This is a genomic window from Cupriavidus sp. USMAA2-4, from assembly GCF_001854305.1.
GTDB classification, from domain to species: Bacteria; Pseudomonadota; Gammaproteobacteria; order Burkholderiales; family Burkholderiaceae; genus Cupriavidus; species Cupriavidus malaysiensis.
The window spans coordinates 777,344-802,491 of record NZ_CP017749.1; the positions used below are offsets into that span (position 1 = coordinate 777,344).

At 69.5% G+C, this 25,148-nt stretch carries 21 protein-coding genes; 10 read left to right on the top strand and 11 right to left on the bottom strand.

All coding sequences use genetic code 11. The features are described 5' to 3' along the window. Window positions 1-68: 68 nt before the first annotated feature. Both BKK79_RS23555 and BKK79_RS23560 read right to left on the bottom strand, forming a co-directional pair. Window positions 69-620 (bottom strand): DUF6036 family nucleotidyltransferase, encoded by a 552-nt coding sequence (locus BKK79_RS23555; protein WP_071038961.1) that lies wholly within the window; start codon window positions 618-620, stop codon window positions 69-71. Next, window positions 617-1,312, bottom strand: coding sequence for a helix-turn-helix transcriptional regulator (locus BKK79_RS23560; protein WP_071038962.1), 696 nt, complete (start codon window positions 1,310-1,312; stop codon window positions 617-619). The genes BKK79_RS23555 and BKK79_RS23560 overlap by 4 nt, the downstream gene beginning before the upstream one ends. Window positions 1,313-1,659: 347 nt before the next feature. On the opposite strand from BKK79_RS23560, the gene BKK79_RS23565 reads away from it, so the two are divergent. Continuing rightward, window positions 1,660-2,133 carry a hypothetical protein gene (locus BKK79_RS23565; protein WP_442873281.1) on the top strand — a complete coding sequence of 158 codons (474 nt, stop codon included), beginning with the start codon at window positions 1,660-1,662 and terminating at the stop codon, window positions 2,131-2,133. 66 nt (window positions 2,134-2,199) lie between these two features. On the opposite strand, the gene BKK79_RS23570 is transcribed toward BKK79_RS23565, so the two are convergent. Next, window positions 2,200-4,176 carry a PhoX family protein gene (locus BKK79_RS23570; RefSeq protein WP_071038964.1) on the bottom strand — a complete coding sequence of 659 codons (1,977 nt, stop codon included), beginning with the start codon at window positions 4,174-4,176 and terminating at the stop codon, window positions 2,200-2,202. 220 nt (window positions 4,177-4,396) lie between these two features. Continuing rightward, window positions 4,397-4,762 (bottom strand): ArsR family transcriptional regulator, encoded by a 366-nt coding sequence (locus BKK79_RS23575; RefSeq protein ID WP_335582938.1) that lies wholly within the window; start codon window positions 4,760-4,762, stop codon window positions 4,397-4,399. Between the two features lie 233 nt (window positions 4,763-4,995). Between BKK79_RS23575 and BKK79_RS23580 the strand changes: the two genes are divergently transcribed. From BKK79_RS23580 to BKK79_RS23595, 4 genes are all read left to right on the top strand, one after another. Then, on the top strand, window positions 4,996-7,326 hold the full coding sequence (locus BKK79_RS23580; RefSeq protein ID WP_071038966.1) for an FdhF/YdeP family oxidoreductase: 2,331 nt from the start codon (window positions 4,996-4,998) through the stop codon (window positions 7,324-7,326). Window positions 7,327-7,439: 113 nt separating this feature from the next. Beyond that, window positions 7,440-8,834, top strand: a complete 1,395-nt coding sequence (locus BKK79_RS23585; RefSeq protein ID WP_071038968.1) for a cytochrome ubiquinol oxidase subunit I — start codon at window positions 7,440-7,442, stop codon at window positions 8,832-8,834. Between the two features lie 80 nt (window positions 8,835-8,914). Next, the gene (gene cydB, locus BKK79_RS23590; protein ID WP_071038970.1) at window positions 8,915-9,901 is read left to right on the top strand and encodes a cytochrome d ubiquinol oxidase subunit II; all 987 of its coding nucleotides are present in this window, start codon (window positions 8,915-8,917) and stop codon (window positions 9,899-9,901) included. 36 nt (window positions 9,902-9,937) lie between these two features. Further along, the gene (locus tag BKK79_RS23595) at window positions 9,938-10,708 is read left to right on the top strand and encodes a hypothetical protein (RefSeq protein WP_071038972.1); all 771 of its coding nucleotides are present in this window, start codon (window positions 9,938-9,940) and stop codon (window positions 10,706-10,708) included. A gap of 52 nt (window positions 10,709-10,760) precedes the next feature. Here BKK79_RS23595 and BKK79_RS23600 read toward each other — a convergent pair whose 3' ends face one another. The 7 genes from BKK79_RS23600 to BKK79_RS23625 form a co-directional block, all read right to left on the bottom strand. Then, window positions 10,761-13,037: an FdhF/YdeP family oxidoreductase gene (locus BKK79_RS23600; protein ID WP_071018203.1), complete on the bottom strand. Its 2,277-nt coding sequence runs from the start codon at window positions 13,035-13,037 to the stop codon at window positions 10,761-10,763. Window positions 13,038-13,233: 196 nt separating this feature from the next. Then, on the bottom strand, window positions 13,234-16,077 hold the full coding sequence (locus BKK79_RS23605) for an ATP-dependent Clp protease ATP-binding subunit (protein ID WP_071038974.1): 2,844 nt from the start codon (window positions 16,075-16,077) through the stop codon (window positions 13,234-13,236). A 225-nt stretch (window positions 16,078-16,302) separates the two neighbouring features. Further along, entirely contained in the window at window positions 16,303-16,500 is a 198-nt protein-coding gene (locus BKK79_RS23610; protein ID WP_071038976.1) for a hypothetical protein, read from the bottom strand. Between the two features lie 157 nt (window positions 16,501-16,657). Continuing rightward, window positions 16,658-16,813 (bottom strand): DUF2474 domain-containing protein, encoded by a 156-nt coding sequence (locus BKK79_RS39265; RefSeq protein WP_083384385.1) that lies wholly within the window; start codon window positions 16,811-16,813, stop codon window positions 16,658-16,660. A 51-nt stretch (window positions 16,814-16,864) separates the two neighbouring features. Next, window positions 16,865-17,782 carry a bestrophin family protein gene (locus BKK79_RS23615; protein WP_071038978.1) on the bottom strand — a complete coding sequence of 306 codons (918 nt, stop codon included), beginning with the start codon at window positions 17,780-17,782 and terminating at the stop codon, window positions 16,865-16,867. Window positions 17,783-17,913: 131 nt separating this feature from the next. Then, complete coding sequence (gene cydB, locus BKK79_RS23620) at window positions 17,914-18,921, bottom strand: cytochrome d ubiquinol oxidase subunit II (RefSeq protein WP_071018196.1); 1,008 nt, start codon at window positions 18,919-18,921, stop codon at window positions 17,914-17,916. Between the two features lie 4 nt (window positions 18,922-18,925). Next, window positions 18,926-20,326, bottom strand: a complete 1,401-nt coding sequence (locus BKK79_RS23625; RefSeq protein WP_071018194.1) for a cytochrome ubiquinol oxidase subunit I — start codon at window positions 20,324-20,326, stop codon at window positions 18,926-18,928. A 345-nt stretch (window positions 20,327-20,671) separates the two neighbouring features. On the opposite strand from BKK79_RS23625, the gene fdhD reads away from it, so the two are divergent. The 5 genes from fdhD to BKK79_RS23650 all read left to right on the top strand — a co-directional run bounded on the left by fdhD (window position 20,672) and on the right by BKK79_RS23650 (window position 25,146). Continuing rightward, window positions 20,672-21,547, top strand: a complete 876-nt coding sequence (fdhD, locus tag BKK79_RS23630) for a formate dehydrogenase accessory sulfurtransferase FdhD (RefSeq protein ID WP_071038980.1) — start codon at window positions 20,672-20,674, stop codon at window positions 21,545-21,547. Window positions 21,548-21,553: 6 nt separating this feature from the next. Further along, a complete protein-coding gene (locus BKK79_RS23635; protein WP_071038982.1) occupies window positions 21,554-22,768 on the top strand; it encodes a molybdopterin molybdotransferase MoeA in 1,215 nt (404 codons plus the stop codon). 249 nt (window positions 22,769-23,017) lie between these two features. Next, window positions 23,018-24,142, top strand: a complete 1,125-nt coding sequence (moaA, locus tag BKK79_RS23640; RefSeq protein WP_071040326.1) for a GTP 3',8-cyclase MoaA — start codon at window positions 23,018-23,020, stop codon at window positions 24,140-24,142. 43 nt (window positions 24,143-24,185) lie between these two features. Next, the gene (locus BKK79_RS23645) at window positions 24,186-24,767 is read left to right on the top strand and encodes a molybdenum cofactor biosynthesis protein MoaE (RefSeq protein WP_071038984.1); all 582 of its coding nucleotides are present in this window, start codon (window positions 24,186-24,188) and stop codon (window positions 24,765-24,767) included. Between the two features lie 121 nt (window positions 24,768-24,888). After that, entirely contained in the window at window positions 24,889-25,146 is a 258-nt protein-coding gene (locus BKK79_RS23650) for a MoaD/ThiS family protein (RefSeq protein ID WP_071038986.1), read from the top strand. The last annotated feature ends 2 nt before the right edge of the window (window positions 25,147-25,148 follow it).

Below are 25,148 nucleotides of genomic sequence, written 5' to 3' on the forward strand. Positions count from 1 at the left end.
CGCTTCGTTCCTGACCTCGCACGTCTTCTCGACAGGCTTGGCTCTTCCGCGAATTCAAGACTCAGGCACTAGACGGAAGGGGAACCTGCTTTCGCGAGCTTGATCCATCGGTTGATCCGTACGCGCAGCCGGCCCTTCGCGGCGATGTCGAGTGGCATCTTGTCGACCATTGCGATCGCTTCATCTGCCTGGATGAAGCCATGCGCCAGTAGAGCCACGTCGAAGTCGCGGTCTTTGTCACGATTCGCTACGGCCTTGGCCATGAAGAGATCAATCGTGCCCAGGCAATAAGCGATACGACCATTTGTATTGTCGTTCTGGATCCGCTCCACGCGCCTTATCCAGCCTTCCGACAGGACCGCCGTGTCCGGTCCGACGCCCTGTGCGTAGTACCCGTTCATTTCGTGGAAGCGCGAGCCCTCGCCGATCGCTCCGTCGATCTCATCCGCTTTCGCCGGGGCGTTCAGAGGGTAAATGTCCGCTTCGGCAGACGCAGTGAAGACAGCCGGCGGATAAGGATGCCCGCCCAGAAGCGACTGGCTGCCTACGATGACAAATTCGTACTCGCCGGTGATCTCGCCGGACGCGCGGATGATGTGCTCCAGGTCCTCACGCCTCATCGCATTCCTTCTTCACCAGGCAACTCGTCGGCCGCATCCCCGATCAAGACCCCCTGCTTGAGTGCCTTGACCTGGGAGAACACTCCTTGCCTGATATCGTCCGGCAATACCGTCGGCAACGGTGAGGCCTGTCGAAGCTCCTGGGCACGCCTGGTCCTGCCCAGTGCTTTACGCCAGGTGCCGTGCGCGAGGATACTCTCCCATTCCGCCCAGAGACTATCGCTGCGGGATGGCCCTTTCGCCCGCCACTTCGCGAGCGTCTCGCGAGCGCGTTGCACAAGTTCGGGATTCGCACGTAACAAGCGCACCGCCTCTTCGTGAAGGGCGAGACTCTGCAAATCCTGCGCTTGGTGCCGATCTGAATCCGAGCGGACCAGAACCTGAACCTGCGGGCGGCCACGTCGCGTGTTCGCACCAGCCGATTGCGGCGGAGCGGGCTGGAACGTATCGGACACCAACATCGCGAGGTCACCGGCGACACCGAGGGCCGACATGACCCGGAGGTAGGTGCCGATTGATGGGGTCGGATCACCAGCTTCAACCGAACTGAGCGTGGTTCTCGAGATGCCGACCCGTTGGGCCATGTCGATGGTCGTCAGTCCCTGCGCCTTACGCAAGCGCTTGATGCGATCGCCCAGTTGTAGAAGCAACTGTCGCTCAAGGACCGGAGTGGTATCGGCGTAGGTCTGCATATGTCCACCATACTAGGCAACTTCTCACAATTTGTCCAATATACTGAACAAATTAAGCATCATTCGAGATGCCGCCGATGCTCTCGCACGCCACATCATCCAGCAACCTCGACCTGATGCGCGAGTCCTCGCCGGTAGCCCTCCGCTATCGCCCCCCTCCGATCCCGTTTGCTTGCGCCGACGGAATAAGCGCGCCGCCCGCCCCGTTTACCGTACAGCGGGGCAGCACCCCTGCCGCCCCGCGGGTAAACCGGTGCGCCGCGCAAGACGGCCCGGCAAGGCAATCATGGCGCACGCGCCTGTGACGGCAGCGCGGACGCCGGCATTCCGCGCTCGGGGTGGCAATCATGGGCAAGTATTGGACTGGGCGCCTGGCGGACCTGGCCGCGCGTGCCAGGCGTCCGGCGATCATGGCGGCGGCCTTGGCGGCGGCCGCCTTCGGCACCGCGGCTACCGGCCAGGACATGGACGGCCCCCCCTGCCAGGAGATGACCGGCCAGATCGTGGTGGACGGGGTCCTGCAGCAGGTCACGGGGCTGGCGTGCCTGCAGCCTGACGGCACCTGGCAGATGGTCGACGCCAGCGGCGGCATGGTCAGCTATGGCGAGCCGCCCTACTATGCCGATCCCTGGTACTGGGCACCGTTCGGTGCCGCTGTCGGCGGCGTGATCTTCATCGACCGCTTCCATCACTTCCACCGTATCAACCACGTCTTCCTGCACGCACCCGGCATGCGCTTCCACGGTGGCATGGGCGGTTTCCACGGCAACCCCGGAGGCTTCCACGGCGGCGGGTTCCACGGCGGCGGCCATCACCGCTAGCGGCAGTGAAAAACCCCGCAGGCCACCGGCCTGCGGGGTCGTATCCGGGTCGCCCCGCGCGCGGGCTCAGCCCTTGGACAGCCGGATCGCCGACATGTCGGCGGTCAGGTAGCCCACGGCCGCGCCGAAGCGGTCCTTGTAGTTGGCGCGCACCAGCGGATCGAGCGTGGCCTGCACCTTGTCGTGCAACGGCGCTTCCCAGTCGCCCGGGTGCTGGAAGTTGCTCATGATGTAGGTCCAGCCATGGATCTCGTCGACCGCGTGCAGGCCGGTCGACTCCGCGCCGGCCGGGCAGGACAGCAGCCGGCTCAGGGTCTTGGTGTCGACGTTGTAGGCCCACAGGAAGTTGTTGACGTGGGTATTGCTGTCCTCGCCGATGAAGAGGGTGCGCAGCTTCTCGGAGAACTTCAGGTTGTCCGGCGTGGCGATCTTGTCCGGGTTGGCGAAGTTGCCCAGCGCGTCCTGCTGTTTCTTGGCGCCACCGCCGAGATCCTCGCTGACCAGTGCCGGCACCGCGGCCATGTCGACCGGCACCCACGCGCTGTCCATCGCCGCGCCGTCGCGGTCCTTCTGGCCGCCGCTCAGGTTCAACTCGTAGACGGCGCCCGAGTACGGGCCCTCGACCTGGATGTCGCCGCCGTTGGCCGCGTTGCCCTTGAGCATGCTGCTCTCGATGCGCGAGATGGCCGAATAGGCCTTCTTGTCGCGGATGTTGACGGTGGTGCCTTCCATCTTGGTGAAGCCCAGGCTGCCGCCCACCAGCGCGGCATAGCGGTGCGTCTCGAGGAAGGCGGCCGCCTTCTCCTGGCCCGGCACCAGCTTGACCCAGTTGTCCTTGCCGTTGTACTTGATGCGGGTGTAGGCGGCATCCTGCGGATCGGCCGTCTTCACGTCCATGATGTCGCCCGACTTGATGCCGCCCTCGACCAGCGCGCGGATCTCGTCGCTGGCGGCGTGGCCCAGGCGGATCCAGCTCAGCGTGGCCGCACCCGGGCCGGTGCCCGAGGTCTGGTGCCACTTGGCCACGTAGAGCGTGCCGCTGGAGAGATCGCGCGGGCGATCGGCGATGAACAGGAACAGGCCGCCGTTGGTGGCATCGTCGCCCATCAGCACGGTGCGCTCGTCGGGCATCACCTGCACCAGTTCGTGCGAAATGCGGCCGACGTTGTAGTGCTTGCGGATGGTGCCGGTGCCGTCCGGGTGCACCGTCACTTCAGGCAGGTGGCCGTAGTGGTAGGGGCTGGCCTTGCCGGCGTCGCCGTACAGGTTCTGGCTGAAGCCGCGCAGCTGCGGGTCGGTCGCCGCCTTGGTGGCATCCGGCTCGTACTCTTCGCTCGACAGGTGCGTGTTCCACGGCGACAGGCTGGCGCCGCAGGTGATCCACAGCCCGTTGACGCCCGAGGTATCGACGTTGTGGTACTTGACCAGGCGCAGGCTGCCGGTGCGGGGATCCTGGTCCAGCGTCAGCACGGCGATCGGCGACGGCAGCATGCCGTACATGCTGCCGCCCTTCTGGTCGCGCGTGGTGTACTCGAACTGCACCACGGCGAACACCGGGTTGCCCTTGACGCCCGGCACCTTGCCCCTGGCCGCCTTGCCCAGCGACAGCAGCGAGGTGCCGTCCGGGCTGTCCGAGAAGAACTGGCGCTCCTTGCCGGCCACCGAGTTGTCGAGGATCGGCTGGTTGGCGATGTTGTAGTAGCCACCGGCCAGGACCTTGCCGCCCTTGCCGTCCGGCACCAGGTCGCCGGTGGTGAAGAAGGGATGGTAGGCCAGCTTGTAGCTGCGGCGGCTGCCGTCGGCGAACGACACGGTCAGGCCGGAGCCCACGGTGGTGGTCGCCATGGCGGCCGCGTCGGCCAGCGTCGGCGCCGCCATGCCCTCGAAGGCGGCCCCACTGAAGGCCGCCTTGGGCGCGGCGGCTTCGGCGGCGCCCGAGCCGGCCAGCAGGGCGGCGGCGGTGGTGGCGCCGAGCGGCAGCATCGGGGCAGCGGCCAGGAACTTCAGGGCCTTGCGGCGGGACACGTCGGGTTGGTCGGACATGGTGTTCGGATCTTGGCGTGGGGAATGCGGGAAGGGAGGAAAGGGCGCCATGGACTGCGCAGGCCGAGCCGGCCGGGCCGGCCGCGCAGTCAGCGGCCGGCGCCGGCAGCAGCGCGCCCCATGCGATGCATCCTATGCAGTATTGATGACATTCTGGTGACAAGGCGATGACAGCCATGCCGCGTTCCCCTCGGCAAGCCTCCCGCCTGATGCCGCGCGCTCAGCTATGCCCGCCGGCGACCGCCTCCCTGCCTTCGGCCGGCGGCGCCACCGTTGCGCACAGCGCCTCGCCCTCCGCGCTCAGCGCGGCGAAGCCGCGCCCCGCCTCGTCGAGCTCGAAATCGGCCAGGCCGGCCGCCTGCAGCAGGGTCAGGGTGCGCCGCAGCACGCTCATCGGCAGGCCCGCCCGCTTGGCCAGCTTGGCCAGGGACCAGGGGCGGCCCGGGCTCTCGCGGCGCGCCGCCCACAGGTGCTCGAGCACCAGCGCCACGCCGGCATCGACGCCCTCGGCACCCTTGGCGCTATCCATGCCATCGGCGGCATCGCTGCTCCCGCCGCTCTCCGTGGCCGGCCGTCCTGCTTCCATGCCTGTTCTCTCCGCGCCTTGTCGTCACGGGCCGATTCTAGCCCCGGCGCGCCGCACAGGCATACAGTCCGGCCACCAGCGCGGCCGCCGGCGCAACTGTACTCTTCCACGCCGTCGTCAAGTGTGCGTTCCGCCTGCGCGCCAGACCCTTACGCTTGCGGTCATCCAATCCAGCGCGTGGACCGTCCCGCCCCCGGGACAGCGCGGCGCGCCGTCAACGTGGAGTCCAGTACATGGATAGCAACAGGGAACCGAAGGGCAAGATCGAGCCCTACCACCATCCGGCCGCGGGCTGGGGCGCCCTCAAGTACGTGGCGATCAACCTGGTCAAGGAACGGGTCACCGGCGGCAACTACCGCATGTTGTTCAAGCAGAACCAGCCCGACGGCTTCGACTGCCCGGGCTGCGCGTGGCCGGACCGCCAGCACGCCTCGACCTTCGAGTTCTGCGAGAACGGCGTCAAGGCGGTCGCCGCCGAGGCCACCACCAAGCGCGTGACGCCGGCCTTCTTCGCCGAGCACACCGTCGCCGAGCTGATGAAGCAGACCGACTACGAACTCGAGCAGCACGGCCGCCTGACCGAGCCGATGGTGTACGACGCGCGGACCGACCGCTACCGCCCGATCGCCTGGGCCGACGCCTTCGCGCTGGTCGCGCGGCACCTGAACGGCCTCGCCTCGCCCCACCAGGCGGCCTTCTATACCTCGGGCCGGGCCAGCAACGAGGCCGCCTTCCTCTACCAGCTGTTCGTGCGCATGTTCGGCACCAACAACTTTCCCGACTGCTCGAACATGTGCCACGAGGCGACCAGCCGCGGCCTGCCGGACGCGGTCGGCATCGGCAAGGGCACGGTCACGCTGGACGACTTCGAGCTGGCCGACACCCTGATCATCTTCGGCCAGAACCCGGCCACCAACCATCCGCGCATGCTCGGCGAACTGCGCGAGGCCTCGCGCCGGGGCGCCACCATCGTCTCCGTCAATCCGCTGCGCGAGCGCGGCCTCGAGCGCTTCGCCAGCCCGCAGCATCCGCTCGAGATGCTGACCCTGGGCAGCACGCCGATCGCCTCGACCTTCATCCAGCCCCGCCTGGGCGGCGATTTCGCACTGATCAAGGGCGTGGCCAAGCACCTGCTCGAACTCGACGACAAGGCCGTCGCCGATGGCACCGAGCGGCTGCTCGACCTCGACTTCATCGCCGAACACACGCTCGGCTTCGAGGCCTTCGCCGCCGACCTGCGCCAGGAAAGCTGGCCGCTGCTGGAATCGGAGTCCGGCGTGGCGCGCGAGGACATCGAAGCGCTGGGCCGCCTGTACGCGCGCGGCAAGCGCGTCATCGCCACCTGGGGCATGGGCATCACGCAGCACAAGCATTCGGTGCAGACCGTCCAGATGCTGGCCAGCCTGCTGATGATGCGCGGCAACATCGGCCGCCCCGGCGCCGGCCTCTGCCCGGTGCGCGGCCACTCCAACGTGCAGGGCAACCGCACCGTCGGCATCGAGGAGAAGCCTTCGGCCGCCTTCCTCGACCGCCTCGGCACGGTGTTCGGCTTCGACGCGCCGCGCCAGCACGGCCTCGACGTGGTCGAGACCATCGAGCAGATGATCGAAGGCCACGTCAAGGTCTTCCTGGGCCTGGGCGGCAATTTCGCCATGGCCACGCCCGACACCTACCGCACCTTCGACGCGCTGCGCTCCTGCGACCTCACCGTCCACATCGCCACCAAGCTCAACCGCAGCCATCTCGTGCACGGCACCGACGCGCTGATCCTGCCCACCCTCGGACGCACCGAGATCGACGTGCAGGACGGCGTCGCGCAGGGCGTCACGGTGGAGGACTCGATGAGCATGGTCCATGTCTCCTACGGCATGAACAAACCCGCCTCGCCCCACCTGATGTCGGAGACCGCCATCATCGCCAACCTCGCGCACGCCACGCTCGGCAGCGCGAAGGTCGACTGGCTGGCCATGGCAGGCGACTACGCCAGGATCCGCGACGCCATCGAGCAGGTGCTGGACGGCTTCGAGCAGTACAACGAACGCATCCGGCAGCCGGGTGGCTTCCACCTGCGCGTGGCCTCGCGCGAGCGCGACTGGCAGACCCCCACCGGCAAGGCCAACTTCATCGTCCACCCGGTCCAGCAGGACACGCCCATCGTGCGCGCGCGCCGCCAGCACGGCGAGCGCCTGATGACGCTGATGACGACCCGCTCGCACGACCAGTACAACACCACCATCTACGCGATGGACGACCGCTACCGCGGCGTGTTCGGCATGCGCCGCGTGGTCTTCATCCACCCGGCGGACATCGCCATGCTCGGTTTCCGCAACGGCGACTGGGTCGACATCACCACCGTGTGGGACGACGGCATCGAGCGGCGCGCCAACTATTTCCGCCTGGTCGAGTACGACATCCCGCGCGGCTGCATCGGCGCCTACTATCCGGAGACCAATCCGCTGGTGCCGCTGGACAGCGTGGGCGACGTCTGCAACACGCCGACCTCCAAGTCCATCCCGGTGCTGCTGCACCGCTCGGCGCAGCCCGCGGAACTGCCGGCATTCTGAGCGGCACCACCAGGTGCCGGCGTGGGCGGCAAGCCCCCCACGCCACCCTCCACGCAGCCGCGCCCGCCACCGGCGGACGCGGCCGCCCTCCCTCATCCTCGCGGTAGTCCCCCATGACCATCGAAGCCCTAGACCTCGCGCGCGGCCAGTTCGCCATGACCGCGGTCTTCCACATACTCTGGCCGATCCTGACGATCAGCCTGTCCGCCTTCCTCCTCGTCGTCGAGATCCTCTGGGTGCGCACCAGCGACGTCGCCTGGTACCGCCACGCGCGCTTCTGGAGCAAGCTGCTGCTGCTGAACTTCGCCGTGGGCGTGGTCAGCGGCATCCCCATGGAATTCCAGTTCGGCACCAACTGGGGCCCGTTCTCCGAGTACACCGGCCAGTTCTTCGGCAATATCCTCGGCTTCGAGGGGGCCATGGCCTTCATGCTGGAGGCCGGCTTCGTCGGCATCATGATGCTCGGCTGGGAACGCGTGCCGAAGGGCGTCCACCTGTTCGCCACCGCGATGGTCGCGCTCGGCTCCTCGCTCTCCGCCTTCTGGATCATGGTGGCCAACTCCTGGCTGCAGACGCCGGGCGGCATCGCGCTGGTCGACGGCAAGCTGGTGGTGACCGACTATGTGCACGCCATCTTCAACCCCGACATGGCCTGGGGCGTCTCGCACATGTGGTTCGCCGCGCTCGAGACCGGGCTGGTGGTGATCGCGGGCATCTCGGCCTACTACCTGCTCAAGCGCCGCCATGCCGAGTTCTTCGCGCGCTCGTTCAAGCTGGCGCTGCTGCTGCTCGCCTTCGTCGCCCCGCTGCAGGTCTGGCTCGGCGACGCCAGCGGCGTCGACGTGTTCGAGACCCAGCCGGCCAAGGGCGCCGCGATCGAGGGCCATTGGGAAACCAACGCCCCCGGCACCGGCGCCAGCTGGTCGCTGCTGGCCTGGCCCGACGCCGCGCAACAGCGCAACGACTGGTCGCTCGAGGTGCCGGGCATGCTCAGCATCCTGGGCACGCACAGCCTGCACGGACAGGTCAAGGGCCTGAAGGACATCCCGGTGGCCGACCAGCCACCCATGATCCCGCTGCTGTACTACACCTTCCGCGCCATGGCGGGCATCGGCTTCCTGTTCCTCGTGCTGGCGCTGTGGACCGTGGTCGCCCTGCGCAAGACACGCGGCCGCGTCGACGCGCTGCTGGCCCGGCGCCGCCTGCTGCTGGCCTGGGTGCTGGCGATCCCGCTGCCCTATATCGCGGTGGAATGCGGCTGGATCGTGCGCGAGGTCGGCCGCCAGCCCTGGGTGGTGTATGGGCTGCTGCGTACCGACCATGCCGCCTCGGCCATCCCGGCCGCCACCATCAGCGGCAGCATGCTGATGTTCAGCGCCTTCTTCGTGGCGCTGCTGGCGGCCTTCTTCGTCTTCGCGCGCCGCTGGCTGCGCAAGGGCCCCGACCTGACCCTGATGCCACCGCGCGTGCCGGCCCGCGTGGCGGCAGCGCACGCCGTGGACTACTGATCCGTACCCCATTTCCATATGGCGGCGCCACCTCGGCGCCACCTCGGCGCCACCTCGCCCCTTCTTCGCAGGAACCTTCCATGACCCCCCTTTCCACCCAGGCCCTGCTGAGCCAGGCCTGGTTCGGCCTGATCGGCCTCATGCTCGTCTTCTACGTCGTCACCGACGGCTTCGACCTCGGTGTCGGCATGCTGACGCTGCTGCGCGGGCGCGCCAGCGAGCGCGACGTCATGATCCAGTCCATCGGACACGTGTGGGACGCCAACGAAACCTGGCTGGTCGCGCTGGGCGGCGCCCTGTTCGGCGCCTTCCCCAAGGCCTACGCGACCATCCTCTCCGAGCTCTACGTACCGGTGATGCTGCTGATCGCCAGCCTGATCATGCGCGGCGCCGCCATCGAGTTCCGCCACGCCGCCCAGCGCAGCAGGACCGCCTGGGACCGCGTCTTCGGCGCCGGCAGCCTGCTCGCCGCGATCGCGCAGGGCATCGTGCTGGGCAAGGTCCTGACCGGCTTCGTGCCGGGCGCCGCCAGCATCGGCTTCGTGATCATCACCGCCATCGGCGTGGTGTCCGGCTACGCCTTGCTGGGCGCCACCTGGCTGGTCAAGAAGACCACCGGCGCCATGGAAAGCGCGGCCCGGCGCTACACCGTGATGGCGCTGGCCACCACGATCGCGGCGGCGCTGGCGGTGTCGTACGCGACCCTGCGCTTCAGCCAGGTCGGCGCCACGCGCTGGCAGGACGCGGGGGTGTTCCACGTGCTGGCGGCACTCGCGGTGGTCTCCGCCCTGGCCTGCGCCTACGTGCTCTACGCGGTGGCGGTGCGGGGCGAGCACGGCCCCTTCGCGGGCGCGACGGTGCTCTTCATCGCCTCTTTCGCGGGCCTGGCGCTGAGCCTGTTCCCCTACCTGGTGCCGGGCCGGCTGAGCGTGGCGGCCGCCGCCTCGGACAGCCCGACGCTGGCCTTCATGCTGTGCGGCATCGGCCTCGTGTTCCCGGTCATGATCGGCTACAACCTCTACCAGTACCACCTGTTCCGCGGCAAGGTGGTGCCGGCGCAGCATTGAATCGGCCATCGAATCGATGCCTGCCGGCGCGAGACCATGTACAACGCCCTGATCCAAGCCTTCCACGACGCGCAGGAACAATCGGCGCGCGCCTTCCGCGCCGTGATGGTGCTGGAAAGCCAGCTCGGCCTGCGCATGGAGGCCTCGGCCGTGCCACCGCTGCCCGATGCCGCCGCCGAGCGCAAGCGCTTCTGCCGGCGCATCGCCGCGCGCATGATCCGGCGCGCGGCCGAGCGCTTCGGCGCCAACGGCCTGCCGGTGCGCGTCGACGAGACGCGCATCGCGGTGGACGGCCACGCCAATATCTGGGAAGCAATCGAGACCGGCCGCCTGCCCGACCTCGACCGCTTCTGGGCCGCGCTGCGCGCGGCCTGCGAGACACGCGCCGCCGAACCTCCGCGCGCTGCCATGGTGCAGGCGCTGGCCCGCTCGCTGGGCCTCGGGCAGCCGGCCGCGGTACGCTGGCACGCCAGCACCGCGCGCCTGCGGCTGGATGCGCCATCGGAGCCGGTGCCGGGCGGGCCCTGCCGCCGGCTGGCGGCGCCGGCGCAGGAAACGGTGCGCCAGTCCCTGCTGGCCCTGGCCGCCTTCGCCCAGGAGGCCGGGGCGGGCGCGCTGGCCGGCTGCCTGCGCCAGTTCGACCACCGCGCGCCCTTCCGTTCGCCGCAGCGGCGCACCTTTCCCGCCCTCGATATCACCCAGTACAACGCCTATTGGGAAGTGCGGCTGGAGCGCGCGCTGGCCGAGGCGCTGCTGCGCTTCGTCGCGCGGCAGGGGGGAATCCCGCTGCCGCCGTGCGCTGCGTGAGCGCCTCAGCGGGCCATGCCGCGCGCTGGCGCGGCATGGCCGGCCGGAACGCTCAGGCCGCCGCCGCGCGCCGCACGCGCACGGGAATCGACTTGTAGGAGGGCGTGCCGCTCTCCTTGTCGATATAGTCGAGCGGCACCAGCACGTTGGCTTCCGGGTAGTAGGCCGCCACTGAGCCCTGCGCGATACCGTAGGCGATCGCGGTCAGGCCCGCCAGCCGCAGCGGCCGGCCCGGCACCAGCGTTTCCAGCTCGACCAGGTCGCCGTGCTCCAGGCCCTGCGCGGCCATGTCGGCTTCGTTCATGAACAGCACGTCGCGCCGCCCGAACACGCCGCGGTAGCGGTCGTCCATCGCGTAGATGGTGGTGTTGTACTGATCGTGGCTGCGGATCGTGATCAGGCGCAGCACGTTCTCGCCACCCAGCACCTCGGCATCCTCGTGCACGCCGCCGTAGACCGAGAACTCGGCCTTGCCCGACGGTGTATGCCACTGGCGCTCGGTCGGCGGCAGCGGCAGGCGGAAACCGCCGGGCTGCCGGATGCGTTCATTGAACGCCTCGAAGCCGGGAACGGTCTTGTCGATCAGGTCGCGGATGCGGTCGTAGTCGGCCACCAGTTCCTGCCAGGGCACCTTGCTGGCCGGCAGCGTGGCGCGCGCGATGCCGGCGACGATGGCCGGCTCGGAGCGCAGGTGCTCGGAGGCGGGCGCCAGCTTGCCGGCCGAGGCATGCACCATCGACATCGAGTCCTCCACCGTCACCGACTGGGGGCCGGTCTCCTGCACGTCGAGTTCGGTCCGGCCCAGGCAGGGGAACAGGAAGGTCTCCTTGGCCACCAGCAGGTGCGTGCGGTTGAGCTTGGTGCCGATGTGCACGCTCAGGTCCAGCCTGCCCATGGCCGGGAAGGCCTGGCCGGGATCGGGCAGCGCCACGGCGAAGTTGCCGCCCAGGCAGATCAGCGCCTTGGCGCGGCCGTCGACCATCGCCTGCATGGCCTGCACGGCATCGTGCCCGTGCTGGCGCGGCAGTTGCAGGCCGAAGGTCTCGTCCATCTGCTTGAGGAAGGCCTCGGACGGCTTCTCCGTGATGCCCACCGTGCGGTTGCCCTGCACGTTGGAATGGCCGCGCAGGGGGCAGATGCCCGCGCCCGGCTTGCCGAAGTTGCCGCGCAGCAGCAGCAGGTCGGCGATCAGGCGCACATTGGCCGTGCCCTTGTTATGCTGGGTGATGCCCATGCCATAGGTCACGATGGTCGCCTTCGCCTTGGCGTAGGCAATGGCGACCTGCTCCAGGTCGGCCCGCTTCAGCCCGCTGGCTTTCTCGATGTCCTCCCAGGTGGTCGCGTCCAGGTCGGCCGCGAAGGCTTCGAAGCCGGTCGTATGGGCGGCGATGAAATCGCGGTCGAGCACGCCGCCCTGGTCGGCCTCCATCGCCAGCAGGGCCTTCATGATGCCCTTGAGCGCCGCCGCGTCGCCGCCGGCATTGACCTGGAAGTAGGTGGAAGCGATGCGCGTCGAACCGTAGGTGGCCATCTCCACCCAGTTCTGCGGGTCGGCGAAGCGCTCCAGCGCGCGCTCGCGCAGCGGATTGAAGACGATGATCGGCACATTGCGGCGCGAGGCCTCGTGCAGCGTGCCCATCATGCGCGGATGGTTGGTGCCCGGATTGTGGCCGATCGACAGGATCAGGTCGCAGGCGTCGAAGTCCTCCAGCGATACCGTTCCCTTGCCGATGCCGATCGATTGCGGCAGCCCGACGCTGGTCGGTTCATGGCACATGTTCGAGCAGTCCGGGAAGTTGTTGGTGCCGTACTCCCGGGCGAACAGCTGGTACAGGTAGGCGGCCTCGTTCGAGGCGCGGCCCGAAGTGTAGAACTCCACCTGCTCCGGCGCCAGGCCTTGCAGGATCTCGCCGATGCGGCGGAACGCGGCATCCCACTCGACCGCGCGGAAGGTGTCGGTGGCGCGGTCGTAGACCAGCGGATGCGTCAGGCGGCCCTGGTCTTCCAGCTCGAAGTCGGAACGCTGCAGCAGCGAGGTCACCGTGTTGGCAGCGAAGAACTCCGGCGTCACGCGCTTGGTGGTGGCCTCCCAGGTGACCGCCTTGGCGCCGTTCTCGCAGAACTGGAAGGTGGAGCGGTGCTCCTTGTCGGGCCAGGCACAGCCGGGGCAGTCGAAGCCGTCGGGCTGGTTGGTCCGCATCAGCGTGATCGGGGCCTTGATGGTCTCCATCTGCAGGCGGATCGCCTGGGCCGTGGCGCGCAGCGCGCCCCAGCCGCCGGCCGGACCTTCGTACTCCCGGATGCCGGGCACTTCGCGTCGATTGCTCATTGGATGCACTCCATGGACTGGCCCGTAAGAACGGGCGGTTTCGCTGAGGTCTGGCCATGCGGCGCGGCGGGCCGGCGGATACGATGGCCGGCCGCGCCGCATGTGGGTCGATATGTGTAGCGGTATGTGGGTCGCTTTGCAGGTCCGTATGCAGGTCCGTATGCAGGTCGATCAGTAGGTCGGTGCTGCAGCCCTCCTATCCAGGCTGCCCGGGGCGGTCGCCGTTCGCGCGCGCCGCCCGCTTGGCAGGCTTGGCCGCCGGGGGCCGCGCCGCCTTGTGCGCGGCCGGCGCGCCCGCGCCGTCGGCTCCGGACGCCGGCGCCGGCCCGGCGGCGGAGGCGGGTCCGGAGGCCGCGCCGGCAGCCGCAGCCAGCTTGTCGAAACGCACTTCGCCGCTGTCCTGGTCGAAATCGATGCGCACGCTGTCGCCCGACTGCAGCGCATCGCCCAGGATCTGCTTGGCGAGCCGCGTCTCGATGACCTGGCGGATCTGCCGCTTCAGTTCGCGCGCGCCGAACTCGGGCTGGTAGCCGAGCTCGACCAGGTGCGCGACCAGCCCCTCGCCGAACTCCAGCCGGATGTCCTGGGCGGCCGCGGTGCGCGCGATGCGGTCGAGCTGGATCTGCACGATGGCGCGGATGTTCGCCTCGGACAAGGCGTGGAACACGATGATCTCGTCGATCCGGTTGAGGAACTCGGGACGGAAATGCCCCTTGAGCACGCCCATCAGGGCCTCGCGGATGGCCTTGTCGGACTGGCGCGAGGCCTCGGGCCGCGCCAGGTTCTCCATGATGATCGAGGCACCGAGGTTGCTGGTGGCGATCAGGATGGTGTGGGTGAAGTCCACCACCCGTCCCTTGCCGTCGGTGAGGCGGCCATCGTCGAACACCTGCAGCAGCACGTTGTAGACATCGGGGTGCGCCTTCTCGATCTCGTCGAGCAGGATCACGCTGTAGGGACGCCGCCGCACGCGCTCGGTGAGCTGGCCGCCCTCTTCGTAGCCGACGTAGCCCGGCGGCGCGCCGATCAGCCGCGCCACCGCGTGGCGCTCCATGTACTCGGACATGTCGATGCGGATGATGGCCTGCTCGTCGCCGAACACGGTCTCGGCCAGGGCCTTGGCCAGTTCGGTCTTGCCGACGCCGGTCGGGCCGAGGAACAGCAGGGTCGCGATCGGCCGGTTGGCATGCCCGAGCCCGGCGCGCGACAGCCGCACCGCATCGCTGACCGCGACCACGGCATCGTCCTGGCCGATCACCCGTTCGCGCAGCGTGGCTTCCATGGCCAGCAGCTTCTGCCGCTCTTCCTGGGTCAGCTCGGCGACCGGGATGCCGGTCAGGCGCGACACCACCTCCGCCACCACCGCCACCGTCACTTCCAGCGTCTCCGAGCCGGTCTTGCGCTGCCACGCCTCGACCTGCTCGTCCAGCTCCTTGCGCCTGGCGCCGATGCGCTCCTCGAATCCCTTCGCCTCGTCGAAGCGCTTGCGCGAGGCCGCATAGTCCTGCTCGCGCTTGAGCTGGGCCACCTCCGCCTCCAGCTCCTGGATCGCCGCAGGGCGCGAGGTCGCGCCGATGCGCACGCGCGCGGCGGCCTGGTCGATCAGGTCGATGGCCTTGTCCGGCAGGAAACGCGAGGTGACGTAGCGATCGGCCAGCTCCGCGGCCGCGACGAAGGCCTCGTCCGAGAAGGTCACCTGGTGATGGGCTTCGAGCTTGTCGCGCAGGCCGCGCAGGATCACGATGGTCTGCTCCACCGTGGGCTCCGGCACCAGCACAGGCTGGAAGCGGCGCTCCAGGGCCGCGTCCTTCTCGATGTACTTCTGGTACTCGTTCAGCGTGGTGGCGCCGATCAGGCTCAGCTCGCCGCGCGCCAGCGCCGGCTTCAACACGTTGGCGATGTCCAGGCCGCCTTCGCCGCCGCCCTGCCCCGCGCCGACAATGGTGTGCAGCTCATCGACGAACAGGATCAGCTCGTCCTGCCTGGCCGTGACTTCGTCGATCAGCTGCTTGGCGCGCTCCTCGAACTCGCCACGGTACTTCGCCCCGGCGACCATCGCGTTGATGTTCACCTCCACCAGCCGCTTGTCGCGCAGGACCTCCGGCACATCGCCGTTGACGATCCGCTGCGCGAGGCCTTCGACGATCGCCGTCTTGCCGACACCGGGCTCGCCGATCAGCACCGGATTGTTCTTCTTGCGCCGCGCCAGCACCTCGATCGTGCTTTCGATCTCCTGCGAGCGGCCCAGCACCGGGTCGAGCTTGCCCTGCCGCGCCATCGCGGTGAGATCGCGCCCGACCTTGTCGAGATGCGGGGTGCCCGTGCCTTGCTCGATCCGACCATCCTCCGCGCCCTTGCCGACCACCTTGACCACCTTCTGGCGCAATGCCTCCGGTGTCACGCCGTACTTCCTGAGCAGGGCGCCGGCGATGCTGTCCGGCACCGCCGCCAGCCCGATCAGAAGGTGCTCCGGGCCGACGTAGGAGTGGCCGAGCTCGTGCGAGGCCTGGAAGGCGAACTGGAGCGCCTTCTTCAGGCGCGGCGACACCGTCATGCGTTCGAGCGGCATGTCGGGATCCGCCCGACCGGTGTGCGCATGCTCATCGATATAGGCACGGATGTCGGCGGCGGACAGCTTCAATTCCTTGAGCAGGGCGGCGGCGATATCGTTGTCGGCCAGCACGTAGAGGAGATGCTCGCTGTCGAGCTCGCCGCGGCGCAGCTCGTGCGCCTTCTCCGCGGCACGCTGCAGCAGTTCCAGCGTCTGCTCGCTGAAGGCATCGGTGGGATCGACCGACTCGCGCGGCACCTCGGCGGCGAGCAATGCGCCGTATCCCGCCTCGCCCGCCTCGCCGAGCCAGCGGGACAGCCCGCTGCCCGCGCCGAGCAAGGAATCGAATGGATTGAGCATCTCCTGGTGCCGCAGCAACTGCCGGTAGTGGTAGTCGCAGATCGAGAGCGTGCGGCGCGCACCGTCCTCCGTCACCGAGACGCGGGCAACGGCGGGGCGGGCATGGCAGAGATCGCAGAGGGCTGGCATGGTGTGATGTCCCTGGAGAATGAAGCGTTCACATGATTCGCCGTCGATGTGGGCAGCCTGTCGCAACGGCTCCGGCGCCGCACCCGGCGGGCCGGGTGTGCGGGCAATTTCCTGTAGGCAACATAGGCCATCGCCGTCCGGCCGGAAAGATACAGTTGGCGATGGCTGGCGATCGCTGGCGATGGCCGGCGGCCCGCGTGGCGCCGGTGCATGGCATCGCAAGCCTCACCCTCCCAGCTCCTGGAAGGCATGGCCATTGGCCTCCAGTTCCCGCAGCAGGCCGGGCGGCAGCTCGTTCTCCCAGACCTGCCCGGCGAGTTGCCACTGATCCGCGTCCTCCAGGTCGGAGAGGCCGGCGCCCTTGCGCACATAGAGCCCCAGCGTCGGCTTTGCCGGCCGGATATAGAGATCGAATTGCTGCATGCTTGTCTCCCAGGCGAGTCGTGCCAGGGGCACGATGCCGAACGCTCCGCCAACGCCCCCACCGGGCAGCGTGAGCGTGTCCATGTACCGACCGGCGGGTGAGGCAGCGGGACGCGCACCGGCCCGCTTCCCGCCCGCCGCGTCGCAGCGCAATATCTCAGTGCGACTTCATTCCCGCGGCCTGCATCGCCAGCCGGATCAGTTCGGCCACCAGCGCCACCGAAACGACGCCGCCCGCCCACAGCCCGACCATCCAGGCCGCCTGGCGCCAGCGGCGGCGCCACGTTTCCCTGCGTGCCGCCCTCTCGTCCATGTCCGTGCTCCTCGCCATGCCTCATCCCCCCGCGGCTGCCGCCTGCAACGGCTAGGTGTACTGGTACGGCCGCACCGGCGCAACCTCCTCCGGCAACTCGCGGCCGCACAGATCGAGGATAGACCGCTCGATATTGCGCGACATGGTGTCGAGCGCCAGCGCGTTCGGCGCCAGCCCGAAGGGCTCGGCAACCTCGCTGGCGATCGCTTCCAGCGCGATCAGCGTGTAGGAGATGAAGACGCACAGCAGCGGCGTGAAGAACTCGGTGGCGTCGACCAGGCCGAACGGCAGCAGCATGCAGTAGCCGTACACGGTCCGGTGCAGCAGCACGTTGTAGGCGAACGGGATCGGCGTGGAGGCGATGCGCTCGCATCCGCCCAGGGACTTCTCCAGTTCGTTGAGCTGGGCATCGAAGATCCAGCGCGTGGTGCCGGCGGCTCCCGGCCCTGCATGGCGCTCCAGGCCGTGGCGGATCTCGTTCAATACGGCCGCGGGCCGGTAAGCCTTGGCGCGCAGTGCCTCTGCCGACGCAGGCCCCAGCAGGCGGCGCAGGTCGTCGCCGGGATCGGTCTTGCGCAGCTGGTGCTTGAGCGCATAGGTGAAGGCGATCAGGGTATCGGCCAGCCGTCGGCGTTCGGCCGCCGCCAGGGCATCCGGCAGGTAGCACAGCATCTGCGACGTCAGCGTGCGCGAGGCGATCAGCATATTGCCCCACAGGTGCCGCGCCTCGTTGTAGCGGTCGTAGCTGGCGTTGTTGCGGAAGGCGAGGAAGATCGCCAGCGCCAGGCCGAACAGCGTGAACAGCGCGGTGTTGAGCGGGATCTTCTCGCCGAACACGCGCCCGTGCGTGAACACCGCCAGGCTGCTGACGGCGCCCATGAAGACGAGCTGGGGAATGATGGACTGCAGCACCGAGCCGTTCCACACGAACAGCATCAGGAACCAGTTCTGTCTTGGCCTTACGATCATCTGGCTTGGTCTTGTCGGGCGATCCTTGCGGGCGGCGAGGGCGGCGCGGGCGCATGCCGCGCCGCCCGCAAGGATCGGGAGTCAATTCAGGAAAGCATGCCGTCCGGGCGCACGGGGCCCCGGCGGCGGCGTCAGTGATAGCCGGCGTCGCCTTCACGCACCTTGCCGTGGAACACGCGGTACTGCAGCGCGTTGTAGACCAGGATGATCGGCAGCACGATCACGGTGCCGACCAGCGCGAACAACTGGCTGGAAGGACTGGACGAGGCCTGCCAGATCGTCAGCGACGGCGGCACGATGTTCGGCCAGATGCTGATGACCAGCCCCGTGTACCCGAGGAAGCACAGCGCCAGGGTCAGCAGGAAGGGCATGGCCTCGTGCCGCAGCCGTACCGAGCGGAAGATGCCCCACACGCAGGCCAGCACCAGGATGGGCACCGGCAGGAACCAGCCCAGGTTGCCGCTGCCGAACCAGCGCTGCGCCACCGCCGGCAGGCCCATCACGGTCCACAGGCTGACCAGCGCCATGGCGCCCAGCAGCGCGCAGGCCAGGGGCCGCATCAGCAGCCGCATGCGGCGCTGCAGGTCGGCGTCCGTCTTCAGGATGAGCCAGCCGCAGCCGAGCGTCGCATAGGTGATCAGCACGCCGAAGCCGCAGAACACGCTGAAGGGCGACAGCCAGTCGAAGGGGCCGCCGGCAAAGCGGCCGTCCACGATCCGGATGCCCTGCAGCAGCGACCCCAGCACGATGCCCTGGCAGAACGTCGCCAGCGCGGAACCGCCGATGAAGGCCAGGTCCCACAGGTGCTGGGTGCGCCGGGCCTTGGCGCGCAGCTCGAAAGCGGCGCCGCGGAAGATCAGGCCGATCACCATCAGTATCAGCGGCAGGTAGTTCGCCGGCAGCAGCGTCGAGTAGACCACCGGGAAGGCGCCGTACAGTCCGGCACCGCCGAGTACGAGGAAGGTCTCGTTGCCGTCCCAGACCGGCGCGACGGTATTGAGCATCACATCGCGATCCGCCTTGGCGTCGAAGAAGGGAAACAGCAGGCCGATGCCGAGGTCGAAGCCGTCGAGCATCACATAGAGAAACACGCCGAGGCCGATGATGGCGGCCCAGATCACGGGCAGGTCGATGGTCATGGCATCACTCTCCTTCCAAGGCGTCCGACGGCGCGGCCAGCGCGCGGTTGCGCAGCCCGGGGTGCTTGAGCGCGGCGGCCGCATGCGAGTTCAGCTCCGGCCCGCGTTTCATCAGTTTCCACATGTAGTAGATCCCCATGCCGAACACCATGAAGTAGACGATCACGAACAGCAGCAGCGATACGCCCGCCTGCTGCGCGGAAATGGGCGATACGGAATCTTCCGTGCGCAGCACGCCGTAGACGGTCCACGGCTGCCGGCCTACCTCGGTGGTGATCCAGCCGGCCAGCAGGGCCACCACACCCGACGGCCCCATGCACAGCACCAGCCACTGGAACCAGCGCGCCTCGTAGAGCCGGCCGCCCCGGCGCAGCGCCAGCCCCAGCAGCGCGGTCAGCAGCATCAGCATGCCGAGCCCGGCCATCACGCGGAAGGTCCAGAACACGATCGGCGAATAGGGACGGTCGCGCGGCGCGAACTCCTTCAGGCCGCGGATCTCGCCATTCCAGCTATGGGTCAGGATCAGGCTGCCGAGGTGCGGCACCTGCAGCGCGTAGCGGGTCTGCTCCGCTTCCATGTCGGGCAGGCCGAACAGGTTCAGCGCCGTGCCGCCCTTCTCGGTTTCCCACAGCCCTTCGATCGCCGCGATCTTGGCCGGCTGGTACTCGCGCGTGTTGAGGCCGTGCGCGTCGCCGACGGCGATCTGCACCGGCGCCAGCACCAGCAGCATCCACAGCGCCATCGAGAAGCTGCGCCTGACCGGCGCGTCGCGCCGCCCCCGCAGCAGGTGCCAGGCGCCGCAGGCGGCCACGATGAAGGCAGCCACGATGAAGGCGGCGATCGTCATGTGCACCAGGCGGTAGGGGAAGGAGGGATTGAAGATCACCTGGAACCAGTCGACCGGGACGATGCGCCCGGCCTCGACGGCAAAGCCCTGCGGCGTCTGCATGAAGCTGTTCGACGACAGGATCCAGAAGGTGGAGATCAGCGTGCCCACCGCCACCATCAGCGTGGCGAAGAAATGGGCGCCGGCGCCGACCCGCTGCCAGCCGAACAGCATCACGCCGAGGAAGCCGGCCTCCAGGAAGAAGGCGGTCAGCACCTCGTAGGTCAGCAGGGGCCCGGTGATATTGCCGGCCACCTGGGAAAATCCGCTCCAGTTGGTGCCGAACTCGTAGGCCATCACCACGCCGGACACCACGCCCATGCCGAAGCTGACCGCGAACACCTTGGACCAGAACAGGAACATGTCCTTGTAGCTGCTGTCGCCGGTGGCGAGCCAGCGCCACTCCAGCACGGCCAGGAAGCTCGCCATGCCGATGCTGATCGCGGGGAAGACGATGTGGACGGAAACCGTGAAGGCGAACTGCAGCCTGGCAAGGTGTAGGGCGTCGAAGATTTCCATGATTCGCACCGGCACAGTGAGTGGGGGACGGACGCCGTGCCGCGGCGCACAATGCGCCGCCGCCAGGCCGGACCGGCTGCGCGCGCCGTGGCGGCGGTGCCAGGTCTGCGCTCGACGATAGTGCAGGCTTGCGCGTGCTGGCAATCGAATCCCGGCGCGCGCGAACTGTACTTCTCCCTGCCGCGCGCAGGTGTACCGGGAATCGGCGCCGGCGCACCGCTACCATGCGCACTGTGCTCTCGCGGCCATGCGCGGGCGGCCGCGCGCGACGCGCTCCGTCGTCGCCGCGCCAGCCGCCGCTGGCCGCCGCGGGCGCGAGCGCCTCACTACAAAAGGAGTCCCCCAATGCCGGAAGCCCTGTCCACCGCCGACCAGCGCGGCCATATCGAGCTCGATGTGCTGCGCCACCAGCACGGCGCCGCGCGCGCGGCGCGCGACCGCGTCGCCGAGGAAATTCCCGTCGCGCTGGTGTTCAACGGCATCTCGCATGCGGTGATGATGGCCACGCCGCTCGACCTCGAAGCGTTCGGGCTGGGCTTCGCACTCAGCGAAGGCATCGTCGAGCGGGCTTCCGACGTGTTCGACATCGAGGTCTCCTGCTGTGCCGCCAGCGCCGCCAGCGCCGCCAGCGCCGAAGTCCAGCTGACGGTGGCCCAGGAGGCGTTCGCCGCCCTCAAGGGCCGGCGCCGGGCCCTGGCGGGACGTTCGGGCTGCGGGGTCTGCGGCGTCGAAAGCCTGTCGCTGCTGGACCTGCAGCCGGCGCGCATCGCGCACGCCGGCGCGGCGGCGGACATCGCCGCCGAGGCGGTCCACCGCGCCGTGCGCGAGCTGCCCGGGCAGCAGGCGCTGATGCGCGAAACCGGCGGCGTGCATGCGGCGGCGTGGTGCGGCCGCGACGGCGCCGTGCTGGAGGTGTGCGAGGATGTCGGCCGCCACAATGCGCTCGACAAGCTGATCGGCCGGCTGGCCCGGCGCCGGGTGGACACGCGCGACGGCTTCGTGCTGATGTCCAGCCGCGCCAGCTACGAGCTGGTGCGCAAGGCCGCGCGCCTGCACATCCCGATGCTCGCCACCGTCTCGGCGCCCAGCTCGCTGGCGATCGACATCGCCGCCCAGGCCGGCATCCGCCTGCTGTGCTTCTGCCGCGGCGATGGCTTCGTCGAGTACCCCGCGCCGATCTCCGCGGAGGCCGGGCCCACGGCTCTCCGCGAGCCGAGGTGACCAGCGATGCCGCACGCCCTTGCCTTCGCCGACGCACAGCAGCGCTTCGTTTCCGCCTTTCCCGCCCCCGCGCTGTCGATGCGCATAGCGCTGGCCCACGCGCGCGGCCGCGTGCTGGCGGCCCCGCTGCGTGCCGCCTTCGACCAGCCGCCGGCCGACCAGAGCGCGATGGACGGCTATGCGGTGCGCCACGCCGATCTCGGCGCCGGCCGCCCGCTGCGCATCCAGCAGCGCTGCTATGCCGGCGAGGTGCCGCTGCCGCTGGGCGAGGGCTGCGCCACCCGCCTCTTCACCGGCAGCCTGCTGCCGGCCGCCGCCGACACGGTGATCATGCAGGAGCAGGCGCGCGAGGCTGACGGCCATGTCGTGTTCGACGCGGGCGTGCGGCCCGGCCTGCATATCCGCCGCCAGGGCGAGGAGTTCCGCGCGGGGCAGTTGCTGATCGCGGCCGGTACCTGCCTGGGCCCGCTGCACGTCGGCCTGGCCGCCGCCCAGGGCATCGACGCGCTCAACGTCTTCCCGGCGCTGCGCGTCGGCATCCTCACCAGCGGCGATGAACTCGTGCCACCGGGACGGATCCGCATGCGCCACCAGATCTACGACAGCAATGCGCCGATGCTGGCCGGCCTGGTGGAGAACATGGGCGGCGTGGTCACGCAGGCGCTGCACGCGCCGGACACGGAGCAGGCGATCCGGCAGGCCCTGAGCGAACTGCGCGCCCGCTCCGACCTCGTGCTGAGCGTGGGCGGCGCCTCGGTCGGCGAGAAGGACCGGGTGCGGCCGGCGCTGGCGTCGCTCGGCGCCCAGGTCCTGCTGTCCGGCGTCGCCATGAAGCCGGGCAAGCCGGTCTCGCTGGCGCGCCTCGACGGCGCTCCCGTGGTGGTGCTGCCCGGCAATCCGGGCGCGGCGCTGGCGGTTTTCGCACTGCTGGTCGGCCCGCTGATGCGGCGGCTGCAGGGTCGCGCCGAGCCCTTGCCTGCCGCCCTGCCGCTGCCGCTCGGCTTCGCGCCCGGCGTCGACGCGGCGCGCGAGCGCTTTTTCCGCGTCCGCTGCGCCACCGGCCCGGACGGACGGCCGTGCCTGGAACGCTTGCCCGAGCAGGGTGCCGGCGCGGTGCTCGGGCTGGCCCGGGCCGACGGCCTCGCGCGCATCGCCGCGGGCGCCAGCCTCGCCCCGGGCGACAGCGCGCCCTATCACGACTTCGCGCACTGGCTGGCCTGAGCGTTCGTGCCGGGCGCGGCGTGTGCCGCGTCCGGCGCCAACTGTACCCCGGACAATGCCGCCGAACTGTGCACGCTGCACTGGCGCGCGGCCGCCTATTCTGGCTGGGGATCACCACCCTTTGGCAGGCCGGCCGCGCAAGTCTCCCACCCGGGAGACGCGGTGCGGCGGCCTGCGCCTTTTCGGCCCTGCCGACCGCATGTCACCGGATCGATCGTGAGAGCCTTCGCCCCAGACCTCGCCGCCCGCCTGCCGGGCTTTGCTCCCCGCCTCCTTCCCCCTGCCGGCTCGCCTGCGGGCCCGGCCAGGCCGACCGCAGCGGCCGACGAAGACGCCGCCCGCGGCACCGTCGTCGACCGCCGCGGCCGCCCGCTGCGCGACCTGCGCCTGTCGGTGATCGACCGCTGCAATTTCCGCTGTACCTACTGCATGCCGCGCGAGGCTTTCCCCGCGGACTATGCCTTCATGCCGCCGGCCGAGCGGCTGTCGTTCGCGCAGTTGCTGAAGATCGCGCGCGCCTTCACCCAGCTCGGCGTCGAGAAGATCCGCATCACCGGCGGCGAACCCCTGCTGCGGCGCGGCCTGGAGAACCTGGTGGAGCAACTGGCGCAGTTGACCACGCTGGCGGGCAAGCCGGTGGAGATCGCGCTGACGACCAATGGCGCCCTGCTGGCAGCCAAGGCGCGCTCGCTCAAGGACGCCGGCCTGCAGCGCGTGACGGTCAGCCTCGACGCGCTCGACGACGCCGTGTTCCGCCGCATGAGCGATACCGACCTGCCGGTCGCGCGCATCCTCGACGGCATCGAGGCGGCGCGCGCGGCCGGGCTGGCGCCGCTCAAGGTCAACACCGTGGTCCAGCGCGGCGTCAACGACGACCAGATCCTGCCGCTGGTGCGCCATTTCAAGGGCAGCGGCGTCAGCGTGCGCTTCATCGAGTACATGGACGTCGGCGGCGCGGACCGCTGGTCGGACGGCGACGTGCTGACGGCCGCGCAGGCGCGCGACCTGGTGGCGGCAGCCTTCCCGCTGGTCCCGCTCGACCAGGCCCGCGGCGCCGACACCGCGATCCGCTACCGCCACGCCGACGGCGGCGGCGAAGTGGGTTTCATCGCCAGCGTCTCGCAGCCGTTCTGCGGCGCCTGCACGCGCGCACGCGTCGCCGCCGACGGCACGCTCTACACCTGCCTGTTCGCCACCCGGGGCCTGAGCCTGCGGCCGTGGCTGGACGACCATGCCTGCGCCACGCAACTGGCGCAGGCCGTGCGCCAGCGCTGGGCGCAGCGCGACGACCGCTATTCCGAATTGCGCGCCTCGCCCCGCCCCCGGCCGGGCAAGGTCTATCCCACCGTCCGCATGTCGCTGGTCGGCGGCTGACGCCGCGCCGGCGCGCGCGGCGGGCCACCAACGGAGCAACGCTATGACATCGCCACTCCCTTCGCGCTTCCCCTTCTCCGAACCCGGCGGCACGCCTGCCGCGACCGCCACGGCCGCCGATGACGATGGAGCCGCCGAACTCGCCGGCTTCACGCGGCGCGCCATCGAGGCCGGCTTCGAGGTGCGCGTGCAGCACGAGCCGATCGCGCTCGGCGCGGAGTTCGAGCCGATCCTGCGCAAGCCCGAGGTGGGCGCGATCGCCAACTTCATCGGCGTGGTGCGCCGGCATGGCGACAGCGACGACGTGATAGCGCTGGAGATCGAACACTACCCGGGCATGACCGAGCAATCCCTGTGGACCATCGTCGAGGAAGCGAGCGCGCGCTGGCCGCTGGAAACGGTCAGGATCGTGCACCGGACCGGCCGCGTCGCGCTGGGGCAGGCGGTGGTGCTGGTCATCGTCGCCGCGCCGCACCGGCAGGCGGCGCTCGACGCCTGCGCCTTCCTGATGGATTTCCTCAAGACCTACGCGCCGTTCTGGAAGAAGGAGATCCACGGCGACGGCCATGCCGCATGGGTCGCCGCGCGCACGCGCGACGAGCAGGCGGCGGAGCGGTGGGGCTGAAACGGGGCGGCGCTGTCCCGGGCCGCAGGCCTCAGGCCTCAGGCTGCCGGCGTGAAGCGCTGCCGCCAGGCGCAAGTCACAAGACGATGACGCATGATGCAACGACAACGGATGGATACCGATGAGACTGACCATCAAGACCTTCGCCAGCCTGCGCGAGCAACTCGGCGCCGCGCAGGAGACCCTCGAGCTCGATACCGCCGAGGTGTCCATCGCCGGACTGCTGGAAATCCTGGCCGCGCGCGACGCGCGCTGGGCCGAAGCGCTGCGGCAGCGCCAGCCGATCCGGGCCGCGGTCGACCTGCAACTGGTGGACCGCGCCTACGTGGTGCGCGGCGACAGCGAGATCGCGTTTTTCCCGCCGGTGACGGGCGGCTGAGG

Coding starts and splice junctions, on each gene's coding strand:
- BKK79_RS23555 (WP_071038961.1), bottom strand. CDS start 620: ATGAGGCGTGAGGACCTGGAGCACATCATCCGCGCGTCCGGCGAGATC.
- BKK79_RS23560 (WP_071038962.1), bottom strand. CDS start 1,312: ATGCAGACCTACGCCGATACCACTCCGGTCCTTGAGCGACAGTTGCTT.
- BKK79_RS23565 (WP_442873281.1), top strand. CDS start 1,660: ATGGGCAAGTATTGGACTGGGCGCCTGGCGGACCTGGCCGCGCGTGCC.
- BKK79_RS23570 (WP_071038964.1), bottom strand. CDS start 4,176: ATGTCCGACCAACCCGACGTGTCCCGCCGCAAGGCCCTGAAGTTCCTG.
- BKK79_RS23575 (WP_335582938.1), bottom strand. CDS start 4,762: ATGGAAGCAGGACGGCCGGCCACGGAGAGCGGCGGGAGCAGCGATGCC.
- BKK79_RS23580 (WP_071038966.1), top strand. CDS start 4,996: ATGGATAGCAACAGGGAACCGAAGGGCAAGATCGAGCCCTACCACCAT.
- BKK79_RS23585 (WP_071038968.1), top strand. CDS start 7,440: ATGACCATCGAAGCCCTAGACCTCGCGCGCGGCCAGTTCGCCATGACC.
- cydB (WP_071038970.1), top strand. CDS start 8,915: ATGACCCCCCTTTCCACCCAGGCCCTGCTGAGCCAGGCCTGGTTCGGC.
- BKK79_RS23595 (WP_071038972.1), top strand. CDS start 9,938: ATGTACAACGCCCTGATCCAAGCCTTCCACGACGCGCAGGAACAATCG.
- BKK79_RS23600 (WP_071018203.1), bottom strand. CDS start 13,037: ATGAGCAATCGACGCGAAGTGCCCGGCATCCGGGAGTACGAAGGTCCG.
- BKK79_RS23605 (WP_071038974.1), bottom strand. CDS start 16,077: ATGCCAGCCCTCTGCGATCTCTGCCATGCCCGCCCCGCCGTTGCCCGC.
- BKK79_RS23610 (WP_071038976.1), bottom strand. CDS start 16,500: ATGCAGCAATTCGATCTCTATATCCGGCCGGCAAAGCCGACGCTGGGG.
- BKK79_RS39265 (WP_083384385.1), bottom strand. CDS start 16,813: ATGGACGAGAGGGCGGCACGCAGGGAAACGTGGCGCCGCCGCTGGCGC.
- BKK79_RS23615 (WP_071038978.1), bottom strand. CDS start 17,782: ATGATCGTAAGGCCAAGACAGAACTGGTTCCTGATGCTGTTCGTGTGG.
- cydB (WP_071018196.1), bottom strand. CDS start 18,921: ATGACCATCGACCTGCCCGTGATCTGGGCCGCCATCATCGGCCTCGGC.
- BKK79_RS23625 (WP_071018194.1), bottom strand. CDS start 20,326: ATGGAAATCTTCGACGCCCTACACCTTGCCAGGCTGCAGTTCGCCTTC.
- fdhD (WP_071038980.1), top strand. CDS start 20,672: ATGCCGGAAGCCCTGTCCACCGCCGACCAGCGCGGCCATATCGAGCTC.
- BKK79_RS23635 (WP_071038982.1), top strand. CDS start 21,554: ATGCCGCACGCCCTTGCCTTCGCCGACGCACAGCAGCGCTTCGTTTCC.
- BKK79_RS23645 (WP_071038984.1), top strand. CDS start 24,186: ATGACATCGCCACTCCCTTCGCGCTTCCCCTTCTCCGAACCCGGCGGC.
- BKK79_RS23650 (WP_071038986.1), top strand. CDS start 24,889: ATGAGACTGACCATCAAGACCTTCGCCAGCCTGCGCGAGCAACTCGGC.